We start from the raw sequence: 19,077 nt of genomic DNA on the forward strand, positions 1-19,077 counted from the left end.
TTTATTTTATGCAGCTAATTGGCAGGTATGAAGACAGTATTGTACTGGACTCATACCTGTCAATTTTTGTTTCATGCTTTTGTTAGGCATTAAAATTCACTCTTTTATCTTCACCTGTCTCCAACTTCAGCAAATCTTCATACCATATACTCAGGTACTTCGTTTTCTTTCAAGTATAAATACCTACTATGAATATGGAGTGTGGTAGTTTATGAATTTAAGAAAGATAGGATATAATATTATTTCAAAAATAAAATCAAGTCCTGTCAAAGAGTTTATAAGAGAATTTTATTTTAGTGATGAAGAAAAAGACACACTTGCTTCAAAGCGTTTAGAGTTAATACTTAGTGTCGCAAAAAACAATACTAAATTTTATTCTGAATATAATACATTTGAAGAATTTCCAATTATATCAAAAGCCACTTTAAGAGAAAGATATGAAGATTTTTTATCTAACAAACTTGATAAAAAGGAAGCTGTGATCACCACCACTTCAGGATCGACTGGTCAACCTATGACTTTTTACTTGTCTAAAAATAAAAAATATAGGCAAAATGCAGAAGTGATTTTTTATAACAATTGGGCAAACATTGATGTTGGTGATTATCATGCCTTTGTTAGAGTTACGAATCTAAAGTCAAAACTTAAACTTTTTTTGCAAAATGAAGTATTAATGAATCCTAAGCACCTTTCTGACGAGTGGTTAGAAGAACAAGTGAATATATTAAATAAAAAACGTGTGACTGGAATTATTGGTTATCCTTCTTCAATTTCAGCTATTGCACAAAAAGCTAATGAAATTAATTTTAATAAACAAAATTTCCATTTAAAAGGGATTGTGTGCACGGGAGAATCCCTGAAAGAAAAAGATGCGGAAATAATGGAAAAAGTATTTGGAGTAAAGCCAATTAGTCGATATTCTACAGAAGAATTTGGCGTATTAGCTACATCTTGTCCTCGATGCGGTAGGTTTCACGTCAATGATACAGGGTATATAGTTGAAATATTAAGATTAGAGGATAATATGCCTGTTGAAGTTGGCGAATCTGGCAGAGTGGTTGTTACAGATTTGTTTTCAGATAATCTGCCTTTGATTCGTTTTGACACGGGTGATATTGCAATTTACGGTGGAAAAAGTAATTGTTCTTTTTATCCTACAGGAATAGTCTTGGAATCAATTGTAGGTCGTCAAATTGATACAATTTATGATATACATGGGAAAGCTGTATCAGCTTTCGCTATAAATGGTTCATTGAGGAATTTTCATACTATAAAACAATTTCAATTTATTCAGGACTCTTTAAGTGAAAACACCCTTTTATTAGTAGTCAATAACGAATTTGATAATAGAGATAAACACATAATTACGAATAGATTTATAGAGATATTAGGGGAAGAACCGAAAATTAAAATAGTTGATGAAATAACAGCGTTAAAATCAGGGAAAAGACCGTATATAATAAGTAATTATAAAAAGAAAAGTACACATCAGTCTCAAATTTTGCAGTAACTATGTGATTAGCCGGAATAAAATTACGTTAAACAAGCAGTTAATACGATTGTTAAATTTTTTATAGTCAAACCCTATCTTCCGGAGATTAACCTACTAAACTAAATCCTATTTTACTAGTAGGAACGTATTTCCATTCTCCACTAATTTTCTTCATAAAAAACACTCCAAAAGTTAGTTTATTTACTCTAACTTTTGGAGTGCAGTACATTTTCTTTTGATTGAAATAATTAACTGTCCTTTTGTTCCAATTGCTCTATATGATACGTAATTTTCAAAAATGGAATTGAAAAGATCCACATTTGATGCTCTGCATAAAGGTTACCTTCGTGCGTTTCTTTCACATGAAAAGTTTCTTCAATTGGTAATGATAGTAGGTGTTTATTCCATACTAAATAGATGCCCGCATCAGAATTGGAATCAGACTTTTTGCTTGATAGTTGAAGCTCATTGCCAATTTGATTTAACTCTAATATCCCAAGCATGGATGACCATGGAAGGGGGAGAGCGATGTTCATAAAGTTTCGATCATTTGTTTTGTGCCATGAATATAAAGCGATAAAGGTAACATCATTATTTATTTTTCTTACCCAAGCTCTGGGGCTTCTTCGTCCATCCAATTCTTCATTGATTTTAAGGATGTCACCACTCATCTCCACTTTTTTATTAGATAAAGGGAGGTTGATTTGTTTAACTTGTGAGCTAATTAAATGATACACGGCAGCAAAAGGTTTAAACCAATTCTTCCATTGAACAGTAGCATAAAGCTGGTAATCGATTGTATTTTCATAAAAATCACGAATCGTTGGTGAAAGTGTATTTATATTGATATGTGGCTCATAAACATGCATTTCATCTACTAACCCTTTAAATGTAGCTGTTGCTTCTTGATCTACTAGTTTAGGAAGAATATTTTCACCAATAACCATTGTTCCTCGTACTTTACTAATAGGGAATGTCCAATTTTCCTTTTTTTTTAGAGGAATGAATATCGACCATCCAATAACGCCTAGTAAAGCAAATAATATGCAGTTTAAGAAACCGTGAAATTGAAGCATAAAGTCAATACTAACCGAAAAGTTGCTTGTTAACCGCCCAAAGGCATATAAGAATGAAAACAAAATGGTCACACCTAATGATCCAAATGATAATAGGATGAATCCTTTTTGTAATCTACGTGCAAAGTGGGCCCGCCAAGTATAGTAAATAATCATGTAGATTCCTATCATATAAAACACAACTGACACCCATTCAATCCACACTGAAAAAGTAATTCCGATGGCTAAAAGCATAAGTGAGATTAATAAAATACCTGCAGCGAAGGTATAAAATCGTGGCTTATAAAGCCTACCAAGGAAACCTACAAAAACAGGAAGTAAAAATGCTGCGTAATGAAAATGTATCGCAGTAAGCCAAGTAATCATTGGAGAAAATCCGGTATCGATATGGGTAATGTGTGCAAAGTACCACATTCCACCGATAGATAAATATACCAGTGCCAGATCAATAGAAAATTCCTCAAATCGAATAAAGCCCCTCTTTAGAAATCTACTAACCCCATAGACAGCTACGATACAAGTAAATAGCAAATAAATCCCTGCAAGTAAACCATCCCATAATGATTGATGAGTTATATGTAATAGAATTACAGAAATATAAGCCGGGAAGGCAAAGTAAGTGTAATAACGGCTAAACCAATCATCCTTCTTAGTAATCATTTGTAAAATAAGTGGAACGTAGACAGTCTGCGCCACTGTTAGCATTAAAAAATAAGGAGAATCTTGTCCAAAAACAACAGCAACTAAAAACAAAATAATCGAAAGAAGTGTCCAGTTATTCCAGTACATGTGCACTGAACTCTCCTTTATACGAGAAAATATGACCGATTAATGGATTTCGCACATCCACTGCTATTTCAAAAGAGCCTTTTTCTTCGTTATATTTTTCTTTGACAGTCGCTAATCCTTGAAAAAGTTTAGGTAAAGGAATCTCAATTCTGCCTAGGACTAATCGTTGTTTTCTAGATTCAATTTTTAAACCTCCATCGGAAGAAACAGTAAACACTAAGTCTGAATAGACTACACTTGGCTCACCTAAGTAATCTTTAATTATGTTTCGTTTAGAGTCCAAACTCATAAGTGCATTGAAATGTCGTTTCTTCTTTCCAAAATAAAAGGTTCTTTCCCAATGGATTTGTTCCTCTCCATTTGGACCAACTATGGGAGTATTTATAATTGTAAAAGGGATATCTATTCCCTGTTCAGGGAATAGGAGTTTGTTTTTTGTACCTAACGAAAATAATGGATAGAGAATTTTTGGTCCCCCATTAATCGTTTTCATAATACCTGTTGCATGAAAAGGTGCGTTATTTGGAAATCGATATCTCTTTTGTAACATAGGGTGCAACCTATCAAATTGTTTATCTAATACTTTTATAAATATTGACATCAATCACTTCATCTCTTTCTCTTACAAGTAGTTGCTGAAGGTAGATCTTTACTTACAAAATAGCCTATTAATGAAATTAACAAAAGACTAAAATTAAATGTTAATGGATTAAAAGGATGAATCAATGTACTAGGTTGCGCTAGTATCGCTGTAATAGTGAGTAGTGGGAATATTAGTACCTGCATACCAAATAGTATTCTTTTATTCTTATACAGTAACCAGAGTAATCCAAAAATTACTTCGCAGATTCCAGTAATAATAACAATCCAAGAGGCAACTTCATGAGAAACCGAAACTAAGCTTTTCACCATTGAGATTTCATCTGGGTGCATGTAAAAAAGCTTTGGAATAAGTCCATGATAAAGCCATATAAAGCTAAAAAGGATTGTAATGAACCAGTTTGTGAAAAAGCGAAAATATTGAGAAGAAGGAGTTTCTTCTTTTTCCATCCATCTTTTTAACACATCGAAACTAAGCGCAGTTCCCCAACCAATCATTGGACGAAACATTAGCAGATCTAATAAGCGACCAAATTTACCAAAATTCACATCATAATCATATTGCGTTAAAAATGTGATAGAGTTTTGGCTGTTGTTCGGAACATACTTCCAATACCCTTTTCCTTCCATAATCGGTGAGATGGTATTTTCCGTTCCAAAATGTAATGACGATGTTCGTTCACCATTATTACCGTCATGACTACCGGCAGTAATTCCCCATCCCTCTACTTCTAGTCCAAATCCAATCTTTCGTTTATATGAAAAATGTTGAGGTTCATTTTCTTTCTTTGGTAAATATGTAATTGAAGAAAATCGAAGATCCCATTGTTCATGCATTTCCGGTGTTTGAGTTGCTTTCCATAATTTGTCCATCTGGGTTTGAATCTCAATTTCAACATAAACAGGCTTATTTTTCATTATGCTCATCCCACCTTTATTCCTATTTGTTGAAAAAGTTACCAAATACATATGTTTTTAGTATAACATGGGTGTTTAAAAATTTTGGGGTTGTTTATGAACCGAATTATTAATTACTTCTAGAAGGATTCTTTTCCAATAATTGGATACTACTAAAAAGGTTAAGGAATGCCATTTAGGTCGGTTATCTGTTAAAATAAACAGTTGTGATTTTCAAAAAATAGTTTTTACAAACTTTTAATTACTGAAGTGTAGTTATAATTAATAGTTATTTATTAAGCATGATATAAGTTGAAAAATAAAATAGAATCATTCAGATTTTGTTGAAGATTTTGAATTTGGGATTATGATGAGAGGATTTGAATTTAACATGATAGATAATTTTTGGCGTGAATTACCAAGACCATTTTTTGTGCTTGCACCTATGGAAGATGTGACTGATACCGTTTTTCGCCATGTCGTAAGTAAAGCTGGTAGGCCAGATGTGTTTTTTACTGAGTTTACAAATACAGAGAGTTATTGTCACCCAGAAGGTCAAAAAAGCGTACGTGGACGTTTAATTTTTACAGAAGATGAACAACCAATGGTAGCGCATATATGGGGAGATAAGCCGGAATATTTCCGCCAAATGAGTATCGGAATGGCGGAGATGGGATTCAAAGGAATCGATATTAATATGGGCTGTCCTGTGCCGAATGTGGCATCTAGAGGAAAGGGAAGTGGCCTAATCCTTCGTCCAGAAGTCGCTGCAGATATCATACAAGCAGCAAAAGCAGGAGGATTACCTGTTAGTGTAAAAACACGACTTGGTTATTCGAATATAGAGGAGTGGCATGACTGGCTAACACATATATTAAAACAAGATATTGCTAATCTTTCGATTCACCTTCGTACAAGAAAAGAAATGAGCCAAGTAGATGCCCATTGGGAGCTCATTCCAGAGATTAAAAAACTTCGTGATCAAGTAGCACCAAATACATTACTAACTATCAATGGAGACATCCCTAATCGACAAATAGGCTTGGAACTCGCTGAAAAATATGGTATTGATGGGGTTATGATCGGGCGCGGTATTTTTAAAAATCCATTTGCCTTTGAAAAGGAACCAAAAGAACATAGTCCTAAGGAGTACCTTGAACTACTTAGATATCAACTGGATCTGCAAGATAAGTTTTTAGAAGAATTACCACGTTCCATCACAGCACTCCATCGCTTCTTCAAAATATATGTAAAAGGATTTAGAGGCGCGAGTGAATTGAGAAATCAATTGATGAGCACAAAGTCAACTGATGAAGTGCGAGCAATGCTAGATCACTTTGAAAAGAAATTTGAAGTGACGGGAGAGTAGAAAAAAATTATCACATAAATAAAAGGGCTTCAAAAGTTTCACAATACTTTTGGGAGCCTTTTTTAAATACAATTTTTAGCAAGTGCAGAGAACAAAATTTCATTTTACCTCTTGGTAAAATGTGTTGTCAACAAGAAATTTGTGAAATTATCAGAAAAATGTTATAATAACTTTATCAATTGTTTTTCAATCGTATTCTGGTTTTGATGTTTTTCTGCAAGTAGATGATGGATACGTTTTTTAATATTTTTCCCAAAGTAAAAATTCAAACAGTTGTGTGCGCTTTAAAAGAAGTTAGTTGAATTATCGAATTGCAATTTTTATGTAACAAAGTTTTCATTCTCAAGGAGGACTAGAATAATGAATCTAATCAATAAAAAAGTTACACACAAGAGTTTTGGCACGGGTAGTATAGTTAAGCATAATGAAACAAGTATTGAAATACATTTCGCTTCGGAAAACAAAAAGTTTGTGTTTCCAGATGTATTTGAAAAGCATCTTAAACTACATGATCCAAGTGTTGCAAATACACTTGAGAAAATTATACAGGATAAGGAAATGGAACGAAAAGAAGAAGAACGAAGAAAGGAAGAAGAAAAGAAAATACTAAGACAAAATCATGAACTTCGCTTGGAACATGAAAAGCTGATGAAAAACCATAAACTCCATCCAGAATCACAAATGGTTTTTTGGTGTGACGAGGAAGAACAGATTAGCTCACTTTCTGAGTGGAAGGTCTTTTCAGGGGAAATCAAAAGTGGTAATAACAAAGGGAAACCAAATAAACCGATTCGCTTACACCAAAATAGTGCAGTCTTGTTAACTGCAGTAGATTCTAGCGTGCCTGAAAAAGACAGACGTATCCTGGGTGTCTATATGGTGCATGAGAATTTTATCGGTAAGCTTTGTGAAGATGGATTTATTCCAGCTCATTCAAAATACAAACTCCAACTTACAGAACAAGAATCTGATCAGTTGCTATTTTGGAACTATTATGTAAATGAAAAATCACCGGATAAGATGACATGGAATACTGGGAAATACCGTTATTTCGATAATGTATGGATGGCACAAATTTTGCGTGATATAGCTTCGTTGAAAACTGACCCAATGGAACAAGAGCTTGCGCAACAGTTCTTTAAACATTTTTGTAAAATGAATAAGATATTAGCACAAGAGTTACCTGAACCTAATGGTGCATTAAAGCGAATGTAGACGTTAGATTTGGAACGATGAAAACCATAAAATTTGCAACCCTTGATAATGCCTTTTATACGGCGTTATCGAGGGTTTTCTTTCGCCAATATTATGTAACGATTGTAAAATATTTGAAATAGGCTTATCGTAATCAGTAGTAGAATCTGCAATACGGAAGGATGGGTTCAAGTTGGATTTAATAGAAAAGGCAATAAATTTTGCTGCAAAAGCGCATAAAGATCAGACTAGAAAAGGGACGGAGATTCCTTATATTACCCATCCTTTTGCTGTAGGAATGCTGTTGCAAAAAGCTAAATGTTCAGAAGAAGTAATTGCTGCAGGGATTTTACATGACACACTAGAAGATACTGAAACTTCTTTTAAAGATTTAACTGAAACGTTTGGTGTTCGTGTGGCAAACCTTGTTTTAGCTGCATCTGAAAATGATAAAAGTTTGCCTTGGGAAAAACGAAAACAACATACAATTCATAGGTTAAAAGATGCATCTGTAGAAGAACTCCAGGTGATAATTGCTGACAAATTGCATAATTTGAAATCAATCCGTACTGACCTCAACCTGAGTGGAGACATCATTTGGCAACGTTTTAATCGAGGAAAACGCGATCAGCACTGGTACTACGCTAGTATTGTGAAAGCCGTATCTCATAGAAAAAGAGAATTTAAAATGATTGGTGAATTAGAGTACGAAATAAAAGGAGTTTTTGGATCATTTGAATTTCTCTCCACAGAAGAAATCGCACTTCTATTTACTTGTGCATATCTACACATGGATGATGTTATAGAAACAAATTTAGAATCAAAACAATTAATTCATTTTGCGAAAGAATTAGTAAAAGAGGCGGATACAATTTATCGCAATCAATCCGAATCCGATGAGATTACTGCAAAATTAGATGATCTTCAATCTAGAGGAATTGAGTTTCAGTCAAATTCAGAAGGACCTTTCCTTCTTGCGGCATTTTGTATCGCACTCCAAAACAAAATGCACTGGTCAAATGAAGAATTATATAAACACGTTAGGAAAAATCTATTGAATTTGGAATATTGATTTACGTTAGAATCCATTCTCTAGAACTAAAATTAATGATGTAAAGTGAGGCGAATGTTAAATGCAAATGATTAAGTACGATCGTAAAGCTAGCTCTAAAACAGACATCAACTTCTTAGGATTAGAGCAGGCTCAAAAAGTACTGAGATTTCACAAGAGTTTTCCAAATTATCAACCTACACCACTTGCAGAATTAGATCATTTAGCAAAAGAGCTAAATGTAGGGAAAGTCTTTGTGAAGGATGAATCTTATCGTTTTGGTATCAACTCATTTAAAGCTTTAGGAGGTTCTTATGCAATTGGAAGCTATTTAGCAGCACAATTAGAAATGGATATTAGTGAACTCCCATATAGCGCGTTGATTTCTGAAGAAGTGAAAGCTAAGTTAGGGGAACTAACCTTTGTTACAGCTACAGATGGAAATCATGGAAGAGGGGTAGCATGGACAGCGAAGCAATTTAAGCAGAAATCTATTGTTTATATGCCTAAAGGATCTTCAATTGAACGGCTAAACCATATCTTAGCTGAAGGAGCGGAATGTTCGATTACAGATGTAAATTACGATAGTAGTGTCAGATTAGCATCTGAAAATGCCAAAAAGAATGGATGGGTATTGGTGCAGGATACTTCATGGGAAGGTTATGAAGAAATTCCGAAGAAAATTATGCAAGGATATTTAACGATGGTGTTAGAAGCCTATGAGCAACTCTGTATGTTGGATGAAATACCAACCCATATTTTTATTCAAGCAGGTGTTGGATCAATGGCGGCTGCAGTTCAGGGCTTCTTTGCAAGCGTATATGGTGAAAATCGCCCGATTATTGTAGTAGTAGAACCTGACAAAGCTGATTGTATTTTTAGAACTGCTGCGGCTAACGATGGAAAGTTGCATTATGTAACAGATGATATGGATACAATTATGGCAGGATTAGCTTGTGGGGAGCCAAGTAGTATAGGATGGCCAATCCTTAGGGATTATGCGGATGGCTTCATTTCATGTCCCGATCGTATTGCTGCACAGGGAATGAGAATATTAGCAAACCCATTAAATAATGACCGTCGTGTTATTTCGGGTGAATCCGGGGCTGCTGGAATCGGAGTAGCAAGTGAAATATTAAGAAGACCTGAATATTCAAACTTAAAAGAACAGTTAAATCTTAATGCAGATTCAAGATTATTATTTTTCAGCACAGAAGGAGATACAGATGCTGAAAATTATAAAAAAATTGTTTGGGACGGAGCTTATTCTATCTAACTTTCAATCAGCCAGAGAGGAAGGGGTTGTACGATGTCAGAATCGAAAGATGAAATCATTTTGAGAGGGCTTAAGGAAAATAATTTAAAAAATATAGATTTAAATATCCCAAAACAAAAAATCATCGTATTTTCTGGTCTTTCTGGCTCAGGGAAAAGCTCGGTTGTATTTGATACATTGGCAACAGAAAGCAGAAGACAAATGACTTTAAACTATCCACTCTATGTTAGAAATCAAATGCCAAGGTATGAAAGACCTCATGCCGACCTTATGCAAAATTTAAGTCCAGTTGTAGTTGTAGAGCAAAGGCAGATAACAAGTAATTCACGCTCGACAGTTGGTTCCTATATGGATATAAATCCGCTCATTAGACTTTTATTTTCAAGAATAGGGTTTCCATCCATAGGTTCTTCTGCTAATGATTTTTCAAGTCAAAGTTCCTTTGGAAGATGTCCACAATGTAGTGGATATGGAGAGGTAGTTGCCCCAGACCTAAATAAGATGCTGGATTTTGATAAGCCCCTTCGAGAATATGCCGTGAAATTCAAGCCATTATCTCCTTCTGGTTGGCAAGGTAGATGGATGATAACTGGAGGATTATTTGATCCGGATCAACCAATCAAGGATTATCCGAAAGAAAAACTCCAGCTGTTATTATATGGTCCAAAAGAAGGGGAACGAGTTTTTGCACCGTTTCATACAAAAAATGGACCCCAGCCTCATGAGTGGGATGGAATACTACCAAGGTTCACTCGGCTATATATTAATAGAGATATTTCAAAGTTAAAAGAAGTATCACAAGAAGATGTTCTAGCAGTATCGACACAAAGCCTATGCCCAACCTGCCAAGGATCAGGTCTAAATCCTAAGGTATTAGAATGTAAAATTAATGGGCTAAATATTGCAGAATACGACCAATTAGAACTAACAGACCTACTTGAGGAACTAAAGAACATAGATGACCCGATAGGAAAGTCTATAGCACAACAAGCAGTTGCGCATATCTGGCAGCTCGTTCAAATGGGATTAGGATATTTGAGCCTATCTAGAAAAATGGGTACCTTATCCGGTGGAGAAGCTCAAAGGGTAAAAATTGCTCGACATTTAGGAAGCAGTCTCAATAATTTGACCTATATTTTTGATGAACCTAGTGCTGGACTCCATCCGGAAGAAGTATATCTGTTAATACAGATGATGAAAAGACTAAAAGAGCAGCAAAATACTGTTATTGTCATCGAGCACGATTTAACAGTAATAACAGCAGCGGACGAAGTTATTGAGATGGGACCAGGTGCAGGAGTTAGCGGGGGTGAAGTTGTTTATCAAGGAAGACTAGAAGGAATAAAAGACACACCTACTGCATTAGCCTTAAACCAAATTCTAAAGCTAAACAAAAATCCTAGGAAGATAGAAAGTTATTTTAAAATAAATCGTGCAAGATACAATAATTTAAAAAATATTAGCGTAGATATTCCTAAAAATGTGCTGGTTTCTATATGTGGAGTTTCTGGATCTGGAAAAAGTACTCTAATGTTAGAAGCTTTTACGAAAAAGTATCCTGAAACAATAGTAGTTGGACATGGCACGATAGGCATCTCGAGCCGTTCAACACTTGCAACATACATGGGAATTATGGATGATATTCGCTCCATATTATCAAAAGAAACAGGACAACCAGTCGGTTTGTTCAGCTTTAATTCCTTAGGTGCATGTCCGATCTGTAAGGGAAAAGGGGTTATAACGCCAGAAGTTGCATTTGCAGATCCCGTGACTGTTCCGTGTGAAGCATGTGGTAGTACGAGGTATTCAAACGAAGCCCTTAAGTTTTGTTATCAAGACAAAAATATCGTAGAGATTCTAAATTTAACAATTGATGAGGCTATGAACTATTTTTCGATGCCAAAGATCATAAAAAGAATTAATACGCTAAAAGACGTAGGATTAGGGTACCTGACTTTAGGACAGACGACAAGTTCTCTAAGTGGAGGAGAACTTCAACGTCTAAAACTTGCAAGCCATTTACAACATGAAGGACAAATCTATTTATTAGACGAGCCATCACTAGGACTACACACAAAAGATAATGGAATCTTGTTAGAAGTATTTCAAGGTCTTGTAAACAAAGGGAATTCTGTGATCATAATTGAACACAATTTAGACTTTATAGCTGCGAGCGATTGGATAATTGAAATGGGACCTGGTGGAGGAAAACAGGGAGGTCATATTCTGTTTGAAGGCACACCAGAAGATATGATAAAAACAGATACATTGACTTCAAAATGGTTAAAGAACGGAATAAATGAAGTGTGAAGAAAACAACCAAAATACTAATTGGTGTAGCTTGCGAATTAAAAAGTTGTATTGGATTGTTGTCTAACATGAAAATCTTCATTTTTCTTATCTACAGAAAATGACATACGACATAACCAGAATTAAGTGTATGTTTCACGTAATTCTAGATATGTCGTATCTCAAAACAGTTCAAACCCTTTTGTTAAATAAAAAAGTAACTAGCAAAAAATTAATTCCAAAGTTGAAAATATATATGAGTAAAATCTTAGTCTACTAATTCGGCAATCGCTTCTAATTCAATTTTACATCCATTGTTTAATTCAAGTATAGGTATTACTGCGCGCGCAGGTTTATGTTCACCAAAGAATTGGCTGTATACATGGTTTACAGAGTCCCAATCGTTTGCTGAGGTAATATATACTCTACACATCACTACTTGTTCTTTGGTACAACCTGCATTCTCTAATACAGTTTCCAGTTTTTCTAAAGCCATTATTGTTTCAGCTTCAATACCACCTGGTACAGGCATACCTGTTTTTGGATCTGCAGATGTTTGTCCAGATATGTAAACTGTGTTTCCACTAATCATTGCAGGACTGTAATGACCTCGTGGTGAACCTGTAACTGCTCTCATATGCTCATCTCCTCAAATTTGCTAAACTGATCCATTCCGATATTCCCACCTGAAATAAATAAAACAATTTTGTCATTAGGATTAAATGACACCGCTCCCTGTAAAAACGCACCTAATGTAATACATGACGAAATTTCAGCTACTAATTTTCCCTTAGTTAATAATATCTTCGTTGCTTTTAAGATGTTTTCTTCATCCACTGTAACGATTTCATCTACATATTTTTTTACCACAGGATAGTTTAATTCACCTGGTTTTAATGTTTGTAATCCATCTGCTACGGATTTTGAATCATTTGGCAAGGTAACTGGTTGACCTGCTGCAAAACTAGTACTATAGCGAGCTACTAAAGTTGGTTCAACTCCAATAATTTTTATGTTTGGGTTTGTTTCTTTAACTGCTGTTGCTAATCCACCAATTAAACCACCACCGCCTATTGGAACAACAATAGCATCGACATCTGGAAGTTGTTCCATTATTTCTAATCCTGTTGTGCCTTGTCCAGCCATGATGTCATAATCATCAAACGGAGATATGAAGCTCCAATTGTTTTCTTCCTTAAGTTTGTTCGCTACTTGGAATCTTTCAGATGGAACACTCAAAATTACTTCTGCACCATAAGATTGTATACCTTCGATTTTAATTTTCGGTGTATTTTCTGGAACGACAACGTGAGCCTTTGTACCAAGTAGTTTTGCTGCATATGCAATAGCTTTACCATGATTCCCTGATGAAGCTGTAACAATTCCTTTTTTTAATGCGTCTTCTGGTAAAGATAATAATGCATTTAGAGCACCTCGTAGTTTAAACGAGTTCGTTTTCTGGAAAGACTCAAGTTTAACATGTACTTGGCAACCAAAATCTGCATCTAAATTACTTAAATGAAGGAGTGGAGTTTTGTGGATATATGGAGAAATACGTTTTTGTGCTTCCTGAATTGATTCAAATGTGAGCATGGATACAACCTCCAAAAATCAGAATATTTTAAACTATAAATCAAATATTAAGGTTCTGATAGATATTTGTAAAATGATTAATTTAAAAATTTCATATTTATGAGATTTGATTAAAGAATAAAAAATAAAAGGAACAGTGTGTAAACATCTTTACATGCTGTTCCAAAGTACTATTATTCAAAAATATAACTGATTACTTCGATTGCTTGGTCAACCGTTTCCACAGTGACATTTGCTTTGTTAGATAATTCCTTTAACGGGTGAATTAATGAGTCGGGTCTAATGATAATTGTCGGCTTATTCATAGCAATTGCAGTACTAGCATCCATTGCTGTATTCCATTGTTTATACTTTTCCCCAAAAAGGGCAATGACAATATCAGCTTTTTGCATTAATACTTGAGTTCTGAAATTATTAATATCTGAAGCTGCATCATCTTTGTAAAAGTTTGATGGCTGTTTTCCTAGAATATCTTCACCAATATTGTCTGAACGATCGTGGTTAGTTTGTGGAGCTACAAAGTGAAGTGGAAGATTCTTTTCCTTTGCTTTTTGAGCAACTTCCTCTCTCCAATTATCATGAATCTGACCTGCTAAATATACAGTAAGTTCCAATCTAATTCCTCCAATACATTTTACTTTATTTAATAGTATCTAATTTAGTGAAGGTTTTCAAAGTAATGAACACAAATCATTTTAATAGAATTGAAATATTAATATTGCGTAACATAAGAATGTAATCAATATTAGGAGTTGATACAATGGATAATTTACATTGGTTTTGGCAGACAGTCATTATATTTTATGTAGGACGATTACTTTTAAGATTAGCCGGAAGAAAATCTATATCACAAATGACAATTACTCAAGTCATCGTTATGATTGGAATTGGTTCATTATTAATTCAGCCTGTAGCTGGAGAAAATTTATTTCGTACTTTAGCAATCGGCTTATTAATAACACTTTTAATGGTACTAACGGAATACTTAGAGATGAAATTTGATATTTTAGAAACAATATCTACTGGAAAAGCAAAAATTGTTATTGAAGATGGTAACTTAAATCAGAAAGCCCTTAGAAAACTTCGAATGTCGGTGGATAGACTGGAAACAAGACTAAGACAGTCCGGGATTCCCTCTATTGATGATGTTAAATATGCGACGATTGAGGTAAGTGGACAGATCGGTTATGAATTAAAAGAAAATAAAAAGCCAGTAACAAAAGAAGAATTCGATTTACTAATGAAGGAAATATTGAATTTAAAAAAGTTAATGGGAATGAATACAAGTTCACAATTAAATGAAGATCACAGTAATAATATTTTTTCAGAAATGAAATCAAAGAAATTTGAAGGGGGAAATGAGCCCTAACTTTCTTCCAATATTCAATGATACAACCACTTATGATGTTTCTGGTAAAATAAACTAATAATCCACTATAAGACAAGACCTTCAGAATAAAGCATTCTCAAGGTCTTTTGTTATATCCCTCTGTGCCCACAGAGAAACAAGATATAATAATACATAGGTGAATATATTAGAAGCAAAATAGTATTCTATTACTTAGAAATAAGGAGGCAAACGATGAATATCGGTTTAATAGGTGCCGGAGCAATCGCAAATTTTTTGCTGGAAAAGCTAAATGGAGATCAGGGTGAGAACTTAAGGATTAAGAGTATCCTTGTTCGGGATAAGGAAAAATATCGATCTATAGAATCCAATTTTCAGGTTAAATTGTTTACTAATTTAGATGCATTCTTGAGTTCGGATATTGATATTGTTGTGGAGGCTGCAGATATACAGGCGGTGAAGTCTCTAGTACCATCTGTTTTAAAAGAGAAGGATGTCGTATTAATTAGTATAGGGGCTCTTGCAGACGGGGAACTACTTGAAGAAATAAGTGAACTAGCTCAAGCGTATAAAAAGCAGGTTCACTTACCTTCAGGTGCAATTGGTGGTTTGGACTTATTGCAAAATGCACACGCCCTTGGCACAGTTACAAGTGTTTCGTTGACAACTCGAAAACCAGCTAGCTCACTAATTGAGGAACACATTGATGAAGCGAAGGTTGTGTTTGAAGGTAAAGCGTTAGATGCCATTAAGCAATTTCCTAAAAATATGAATGTGGCAATTGTTCTCGCATTAGCTGGATTAGGGATGGAGAAAACAAGAGTATGCCTTGTGGCTGATCCGAATATTGAAAAGAATGTGCATAGTGTGGAAGTTGCAGGTGATTTTGGGGAAGCAACGTTTACTATTACTAATAATCCACTCCCGGAAAATCCTAAGACAAGCTATTTAGCAGCGATGAGTATATTGGGAACTCTAAAAAGGCTGGATGGTAAGCTTAGAATTGGCGGGTAATGCTGTTTAAGGCTGTAAAATAAAAACATAAAAGCTAAAGAAGTAAGTTCAGTTACTTCTCTAGCTTCTTTACAATTTATAAGAACAATTTTTCTAATTCTAATGGTTCAATATATTTCCCGTCTTTGTATGCACGCATGTTACCGCCAGAGATTTCATCAATCAGAACAATTTGGCGATCTTCACCTGTACGACCGAATTCAAATTTAATATCGTATAATTCAATGCCTTTTTTCGCGAGTTCTTCTTTCACAACGTTTCCGATTTGTTGTGTTAATTCTTTTAACACTTTATATTCATCTTTCGATAATACACCAAGCATATCTAGCGCATCTTCACTAATTGGCGGATCCTGGCGATCATCGTCCTTAATTGTCACTTCAACGAATGCATCAAGTGGTTGACCTTCTTCAGCATATAACCCATATCTACGTAAAAAACTTCCTACTGCTCGGTAGCGGCAAATCACTTCAAGCCCGCGACCAAAAACTTCAGCAGGTTTTACAGTCATTGTAGCCTTTTCGATATCTGCATCAACATAATGAGTTGGAATTCCTTTTTCTTTTAGCACTTCAAAAAAGTATTTAGTAAGCTTTAACCCAGAACGTCCAGCACCTTCAATAGTCAAACCGACTGTATTGGCACCAGGATCAAACACTCCGTCAACACCTGTAACATCATCTTTAAATTGCAGAAGGTAGTTGCCATCTTCTAATTCATATACGTCTTTTGTTTTCCCTGTATAAATATGCTTCATGTTAAATCTCCTTTATGATTCTAGCCATAAGCTTGGATTTTTGAGCTATATAGATATAATAAAGCAAAAAAATATAGTTGTACAACGATTCTGAGAATTCTAGATAATAATATCTAAAAATATTATTTTTAAAAAGAAGAAGTTGAATCCATAACTTGTAGTATAGACATTAAGAAAGAACGTATTTCTATAACGGAAATACGTTCTTTAATAATAGTATAAAGTTAAACAGCAGGTTTGGAACCTGGTTATTACCTCATGAAATATTATACTTCTACAAATACTCTGAGTTTATCTAGAATGAAAGCGTAACATTCAGCAGCTTCTTTCAAATGGTTAAATCGACCAGATGCACCGAAATGTCCAGCACCCATATTTGTTTTTACAACGAGAGTATTGTTATCCGTTTTCATGAATCTTAAACGGGCTACCCATTTCGCTGGTTCCCAATAGCCAACGCGCGGATCATTTAACCCTGTTGTAATGTACATATGAGGATAATTTTTAGCTTCAACATTGTCATAAGGACTATATGATTTCATATAGAAATAATCTTCAGGCTTTCGTGGGTTGCCCCATTCGTCCCATTCCAAAGTAGTAAGAGGAATCGTGTCATCTAGCATTGTTGTAACTACATCTACAAACGGTACTTCAGGAACAATTACCTGAAACAGATCGCCTGCCATATTTGCTACTGCTCCCACTAGTAAACCTCCAGCACTGCCACCTCGAGCAGCCATCTTGCTAGAAGTTGTATATCCTTTATCGATTAAATATTTCGCTGCAGCAATGAAATCAGTAAACGTGTTCCGTTTATGTTGCATTTTTCCGTTCATATACCAACTGCGTCCCATTTCAGAACCACCGCGTACTTGTACAGTGACAAATATTACTCCCTGATCTATCAATGGTAGACGATAAGAATTAAAATATGGATCGTTATTTGCTCCATAAGAACCATACCCAGATAAAATCAATGGTGCTGGTCCATTATCAAGCGCACCTTCTCGATATACAACAGTCATTGGAATTTTTACGCCGTCATCAGCTAACGCCCACAATTGCTCTTGTCGATAATTTGAAGATTCATATTCTCCACTAACAGGCGTAACTTGTAAAATAGTCTTTTCACCAGTTTTCAAATTCAGAGCGTAAGTTGTTTTAGGTGTTAGTAAGGATTCGAATTGAATTAATATTTCTGTTGCATCGTAGCTTTGGTCGTCAATCATGGACAATGTATAGATTGGTTCATCCCACTCAAATTGTTCTAATTTATCGTCTTTAAGTACCCACAATTGTGTTAATCCAGATTCGCGACCTAAAAGAAGTAAAGTGTTCTGGAATGGGTACATTGCCTGAATAAAGCGATTTTCGTTATATGCTAATAAATTGTTACGTGAAGATGGATCGCTTATAGGACAATGAAGTAGCTGGAAGTTCAATGCATTTTCATTTGTTAGAATGAGCAATTCATCTCCCCAATGCTCAACATCATATTCTATTCCTTCACGTCGAGCATCCAACAGTTGTAAAGGTGACAATGGGGTCTCCGTATTAATAAGTCGGATTTCACTTGTTGTACTAGATTTTGAATGTACAATAATAAACTTGCCACTTTGTGATTTATAGATATATAGAGTAAACGTTACATCTTTTTCTTCATAAAGTAACTCGTCACTGTTAACATCACTACCTAAACGGTGTCGCCATAATTGATAGGGACGTTGCATCTCATCTACCGTAATGTAAAAAATAAATTCATCACAATGACTCCATTCAATGCTACTGTACAAAAAGATATTTGGAATTTTATCCTTTAGAAGTTCGCCTGTTTCCAGATTGTTAATATTTAAAGTATAGCGATCTGAACCATCGCGATTTTCTAAATAGGCTAATAGGTTATGATCATTGCTCAATCGGCGTTCTGTCACACTTAAATAATCATCCCCAGTAGCTAATTCATTTAGGTCTAGTATAACTTGTTCTGTTGCATTTGATAGAAGCTCCCGGTTGGCTGCTTGCTTACGGGCATAAATTGGATATTGTTTGTCCTTATCTAAACGAGAATAATAGAAGAAGGGACCACGTTGAACAGGAACCTTTACCTCAGATTCAGGGACACGGTCAACCATGCTTTGATAAATTTGTTCAGTATGTTTCTCTAGTGGTTTCATGTTTTCTTCATAATAACGGTTTTCTTCCTCTAAATACTGAATGACCTCTGGGTTCGTACGATCCTTCAACCAATAATATTCATCTTCACGGCGATCGCCATGCAATTCATGCGTGTAAGGAACACGTTTTGCTTCAGGTAGTTTCATAGAAATTCTCC

The 19,077-nt window shown here is 34.9% G+C and carries 16 protein-coding genes; 8 read left to right on the forward strand and 8 right to left on the reverse strand.

The window, feature by feature from the left end; genetic code table 11:
* Positions 1-211 precede the first annotated feature (211 nt).
* Positions 212-1,510 carry a phenylacetate--CoA ligase family protein gene (locus CD29_RS07225; protein ID WP_036184730.1) on the forward strand — a complete coding sequence of 433 codons (1,299 nt, stop codon included), beginning with the start codon at positions 212-214 and terminating at the stop codon, positions 1,508-1,510.
* 230 nt (positions 1,511-1,740) lie between these two features.
* Here the strand turns inward: CD29_RS07225 and CD29_RS07230 are convergent, their stop codons facing one another.
* From CD29_RS07230 to CD29_RS07240, 3 genes are read right to left on the reverse strand one after another with little or no spacing between them, the layout of a single operon-like run.
* A complete protein-coding gene (locus CD29_RS07230; RefSeq protein WP_036184746.1) occupies positions 1,741-3,357 on the reverse strand; it encodes a YndJ family protein in 1,617 nt (538 codons plus the stop codon).
* Entirely contained in the window at positions 3,344-3,958 is a 615-nt protein-coding gene (locus tag CD29_RS07235; protein ID WP_036184749.1) for a DUF4166 domain-containing protein, read from the reverse strand. The genes CD29_RS07230 and CD29_RS07235 overlap by 14 nt, the downstream gene beginning before the upstream one ends.
* Before the next feature lie 8 nt (positions 3,959-3,966).
* Positions 3,967-4,875 carry a DoxX-like family protein gene (locus CD29_RS07240; RefSeq protein ID WP_036184752.1) on the reverse strand — a complete coding sequence of 303 codons (909 nt, stop codon included), beginning with the start codon at positions 4,873-4,875 and terminating at the stop codon, positions 3,967-3,969.
* A 349-nt stretch (positions 4,876-5,224) separates the two neighbouring features.
* Between CD29_RS07240 and CD29_RS07245 the strand changes: the two genes are divergently transcribed.
* The 5 genes from CD29_RS07245 (at position 5,225) to CD29_RS07265 (ending at position 12,054) form a co-directional block, all read left to right on the forward strand.
* Positions 5,225-6,223, forward strand: a complete 999-nt coding sequence (locus tag CD29_RS07245; protein ID WP_081976175.1) for a tRNA dihydrouridine synthase — start codon at positions 5,225-5,227, stop codon at positions 6,221-6,223.
* A gap of 360 nt (positions 6,224-6,583) precedes the next feature.
* Positions 6,584-7,438 carry a hypothetical protein gene (locus tag CD29_RS07250; protein WP_036184758.1) on the forward strand — a complete coding sequence of 285 codons (855 nt, stop codon included), beginning with the start codon at positions 6,584-6,586 and terminating at the stop codon, positions 7,436-7,438.
* A 172-nt stretch (positions 7,439-7,610) separates the two neighbouring features.
* Positions 7,611-8,489, forward strand: coding sequence for an HD domain-containing protein (locus tag CD29_RS19955; RefSeq protein WP_036184761.1), 879 nt, complete (start codon positions 7,611-7,613; stop codon positions 8,487-8,489).
* A 61-nt stretch (positions 8,490-8,550) separates the two neighbouring features.
* A complete protein-coding gene (dpaL, locus tag CD29_RS07260; protein ID WP_036184765.1) occupies positions 8,551-9,744 on the forward strand; it encodes a diaminopropionate ammonia-lyase in 1,194 nt (397 codons plus the stop codon).
* 33 nt (positions 9,745-9,777) lie between these two features.
* Positions 9,778-12,054 (forward strand): ATP-binding cassette domain-containing protein, encoded by a 2,277-nt coding sequence (locus CD29_RS07265; protein ID WP_036184772.1) that lies wholly within the window; start codon positions 9,778-9,780, stop codon positions 12,052-12,054.
* A gap of 247 nt (positions 12,055-12,301) precedes the next feature.
* Here the strand turns inward: CD29_RS07265 and CD29_RS07270 are convergent, their stop codons facing one another.
* From CD29_RS07270 to CD29_RS07280, 3 genes are all read right to left on the reverse strand, one after another.
* The gene (locus tag CD29_RS07270) at positions 12,302-12,670 is read right to left on the reverse strand and encodes a RidA family protein (RefSeq protein ID WP_036184773.1); all 369 of its coding nucleotides are present in this window, start codon (positions 12,668-12,670) and stop codon (positions 12,302-12,304) included.
* Entirely contained in the window at positions 12,667-13,626 is a 960-nt protein-coding gene (locus CD29_RS07275; RefSeq protein WP_036184774.1) for a threonine ammonia-lyase, read from the reverse strand. Before CD29_RS07275 ends, CD29_RS07270 begins: the two co-directional genes overlap by 4 nt.
* A 173-nt stretch (positions 13,627-13,799) precedes the next feature.
* Positions 13,800-14,240, reverse strand: coding sequence for a YtoQ family protein (locus CD29_RS07280; protein WP_036184775.1), 441 nt, complete (start codon positions 14,238-14,240; stop codon positions 13,800-13,802).
* Positions 14,241-14,386: 146 nt separating this feature from the next.
* On the opposite strand from CD29_RS07280, the gene CD29_RS07285 reads away from it, so the two are divergent.
* Positions 14,387-14,995 (forward strand): DUF421 domain-containing protein, encoded by a 609-nt coding sequence (locus CD29_RS07285; protein ID WP_036184776.1) that lies wholly within the window; start codon positions 14,387-14,389, stop codon positions 14,993-14,995.
* Positions 14,996-15,208: 213 nt separating this feature from the next.
* Positions 15,209-15,988 (forward strand): aspartate dehydrogenase, encoded by a 780-nt coding sequence (gene nadX / locus CD29_RS07290; RefSeq protein WP_036184777.1) that lies wholly within the window; start codon positions 15,209-15,211, stop codon positions 15,986-15,988.
* A 76-nt stretch (positions 15,989-16,064) separates the two neighbouring features.
* Here the strand turns inward: nadX and CD29_RS07295 are convergent, their stop codons facing one another.
* Together CD29_RS07295 and CD29_RS07300 are read right to left on the reverse strand one after the other, a co-directional pair.
* A complete protein-coding gene (locus tag CD29_RS07295; RefSeq protein WP_036184779.1) occupies positions 16,065-16,745 on the reverse strand; it encodes a phosphoribosylaminoimidazolesuccinocarboxamide synthase in 681 nt (226 codons plus the stop codon).
* 266 nt (positions 16,746-17,011) lie between these two features.
* A complete protein-coding gene (locus CD29_RS07300; RefSeq protein WP_036184781.1) occupies positions 17,012-19,066 on the reverse strand; it encodes a S9 family peptidase in 2,055 nt (684 codons plus the stop codon).
* Positions 19,067-19,077 lie beyond the last annotated feature (11 nt).

It is taken from the genome of Ureibacillus manganicus DSM 26584 (assembly GCF_000772945.1).
GTDB lineage: Bacteria > Bacillota > Bacilli > Bacillales_A > Planococcaceae > Ureibacillus > Ureibacillus manganicus.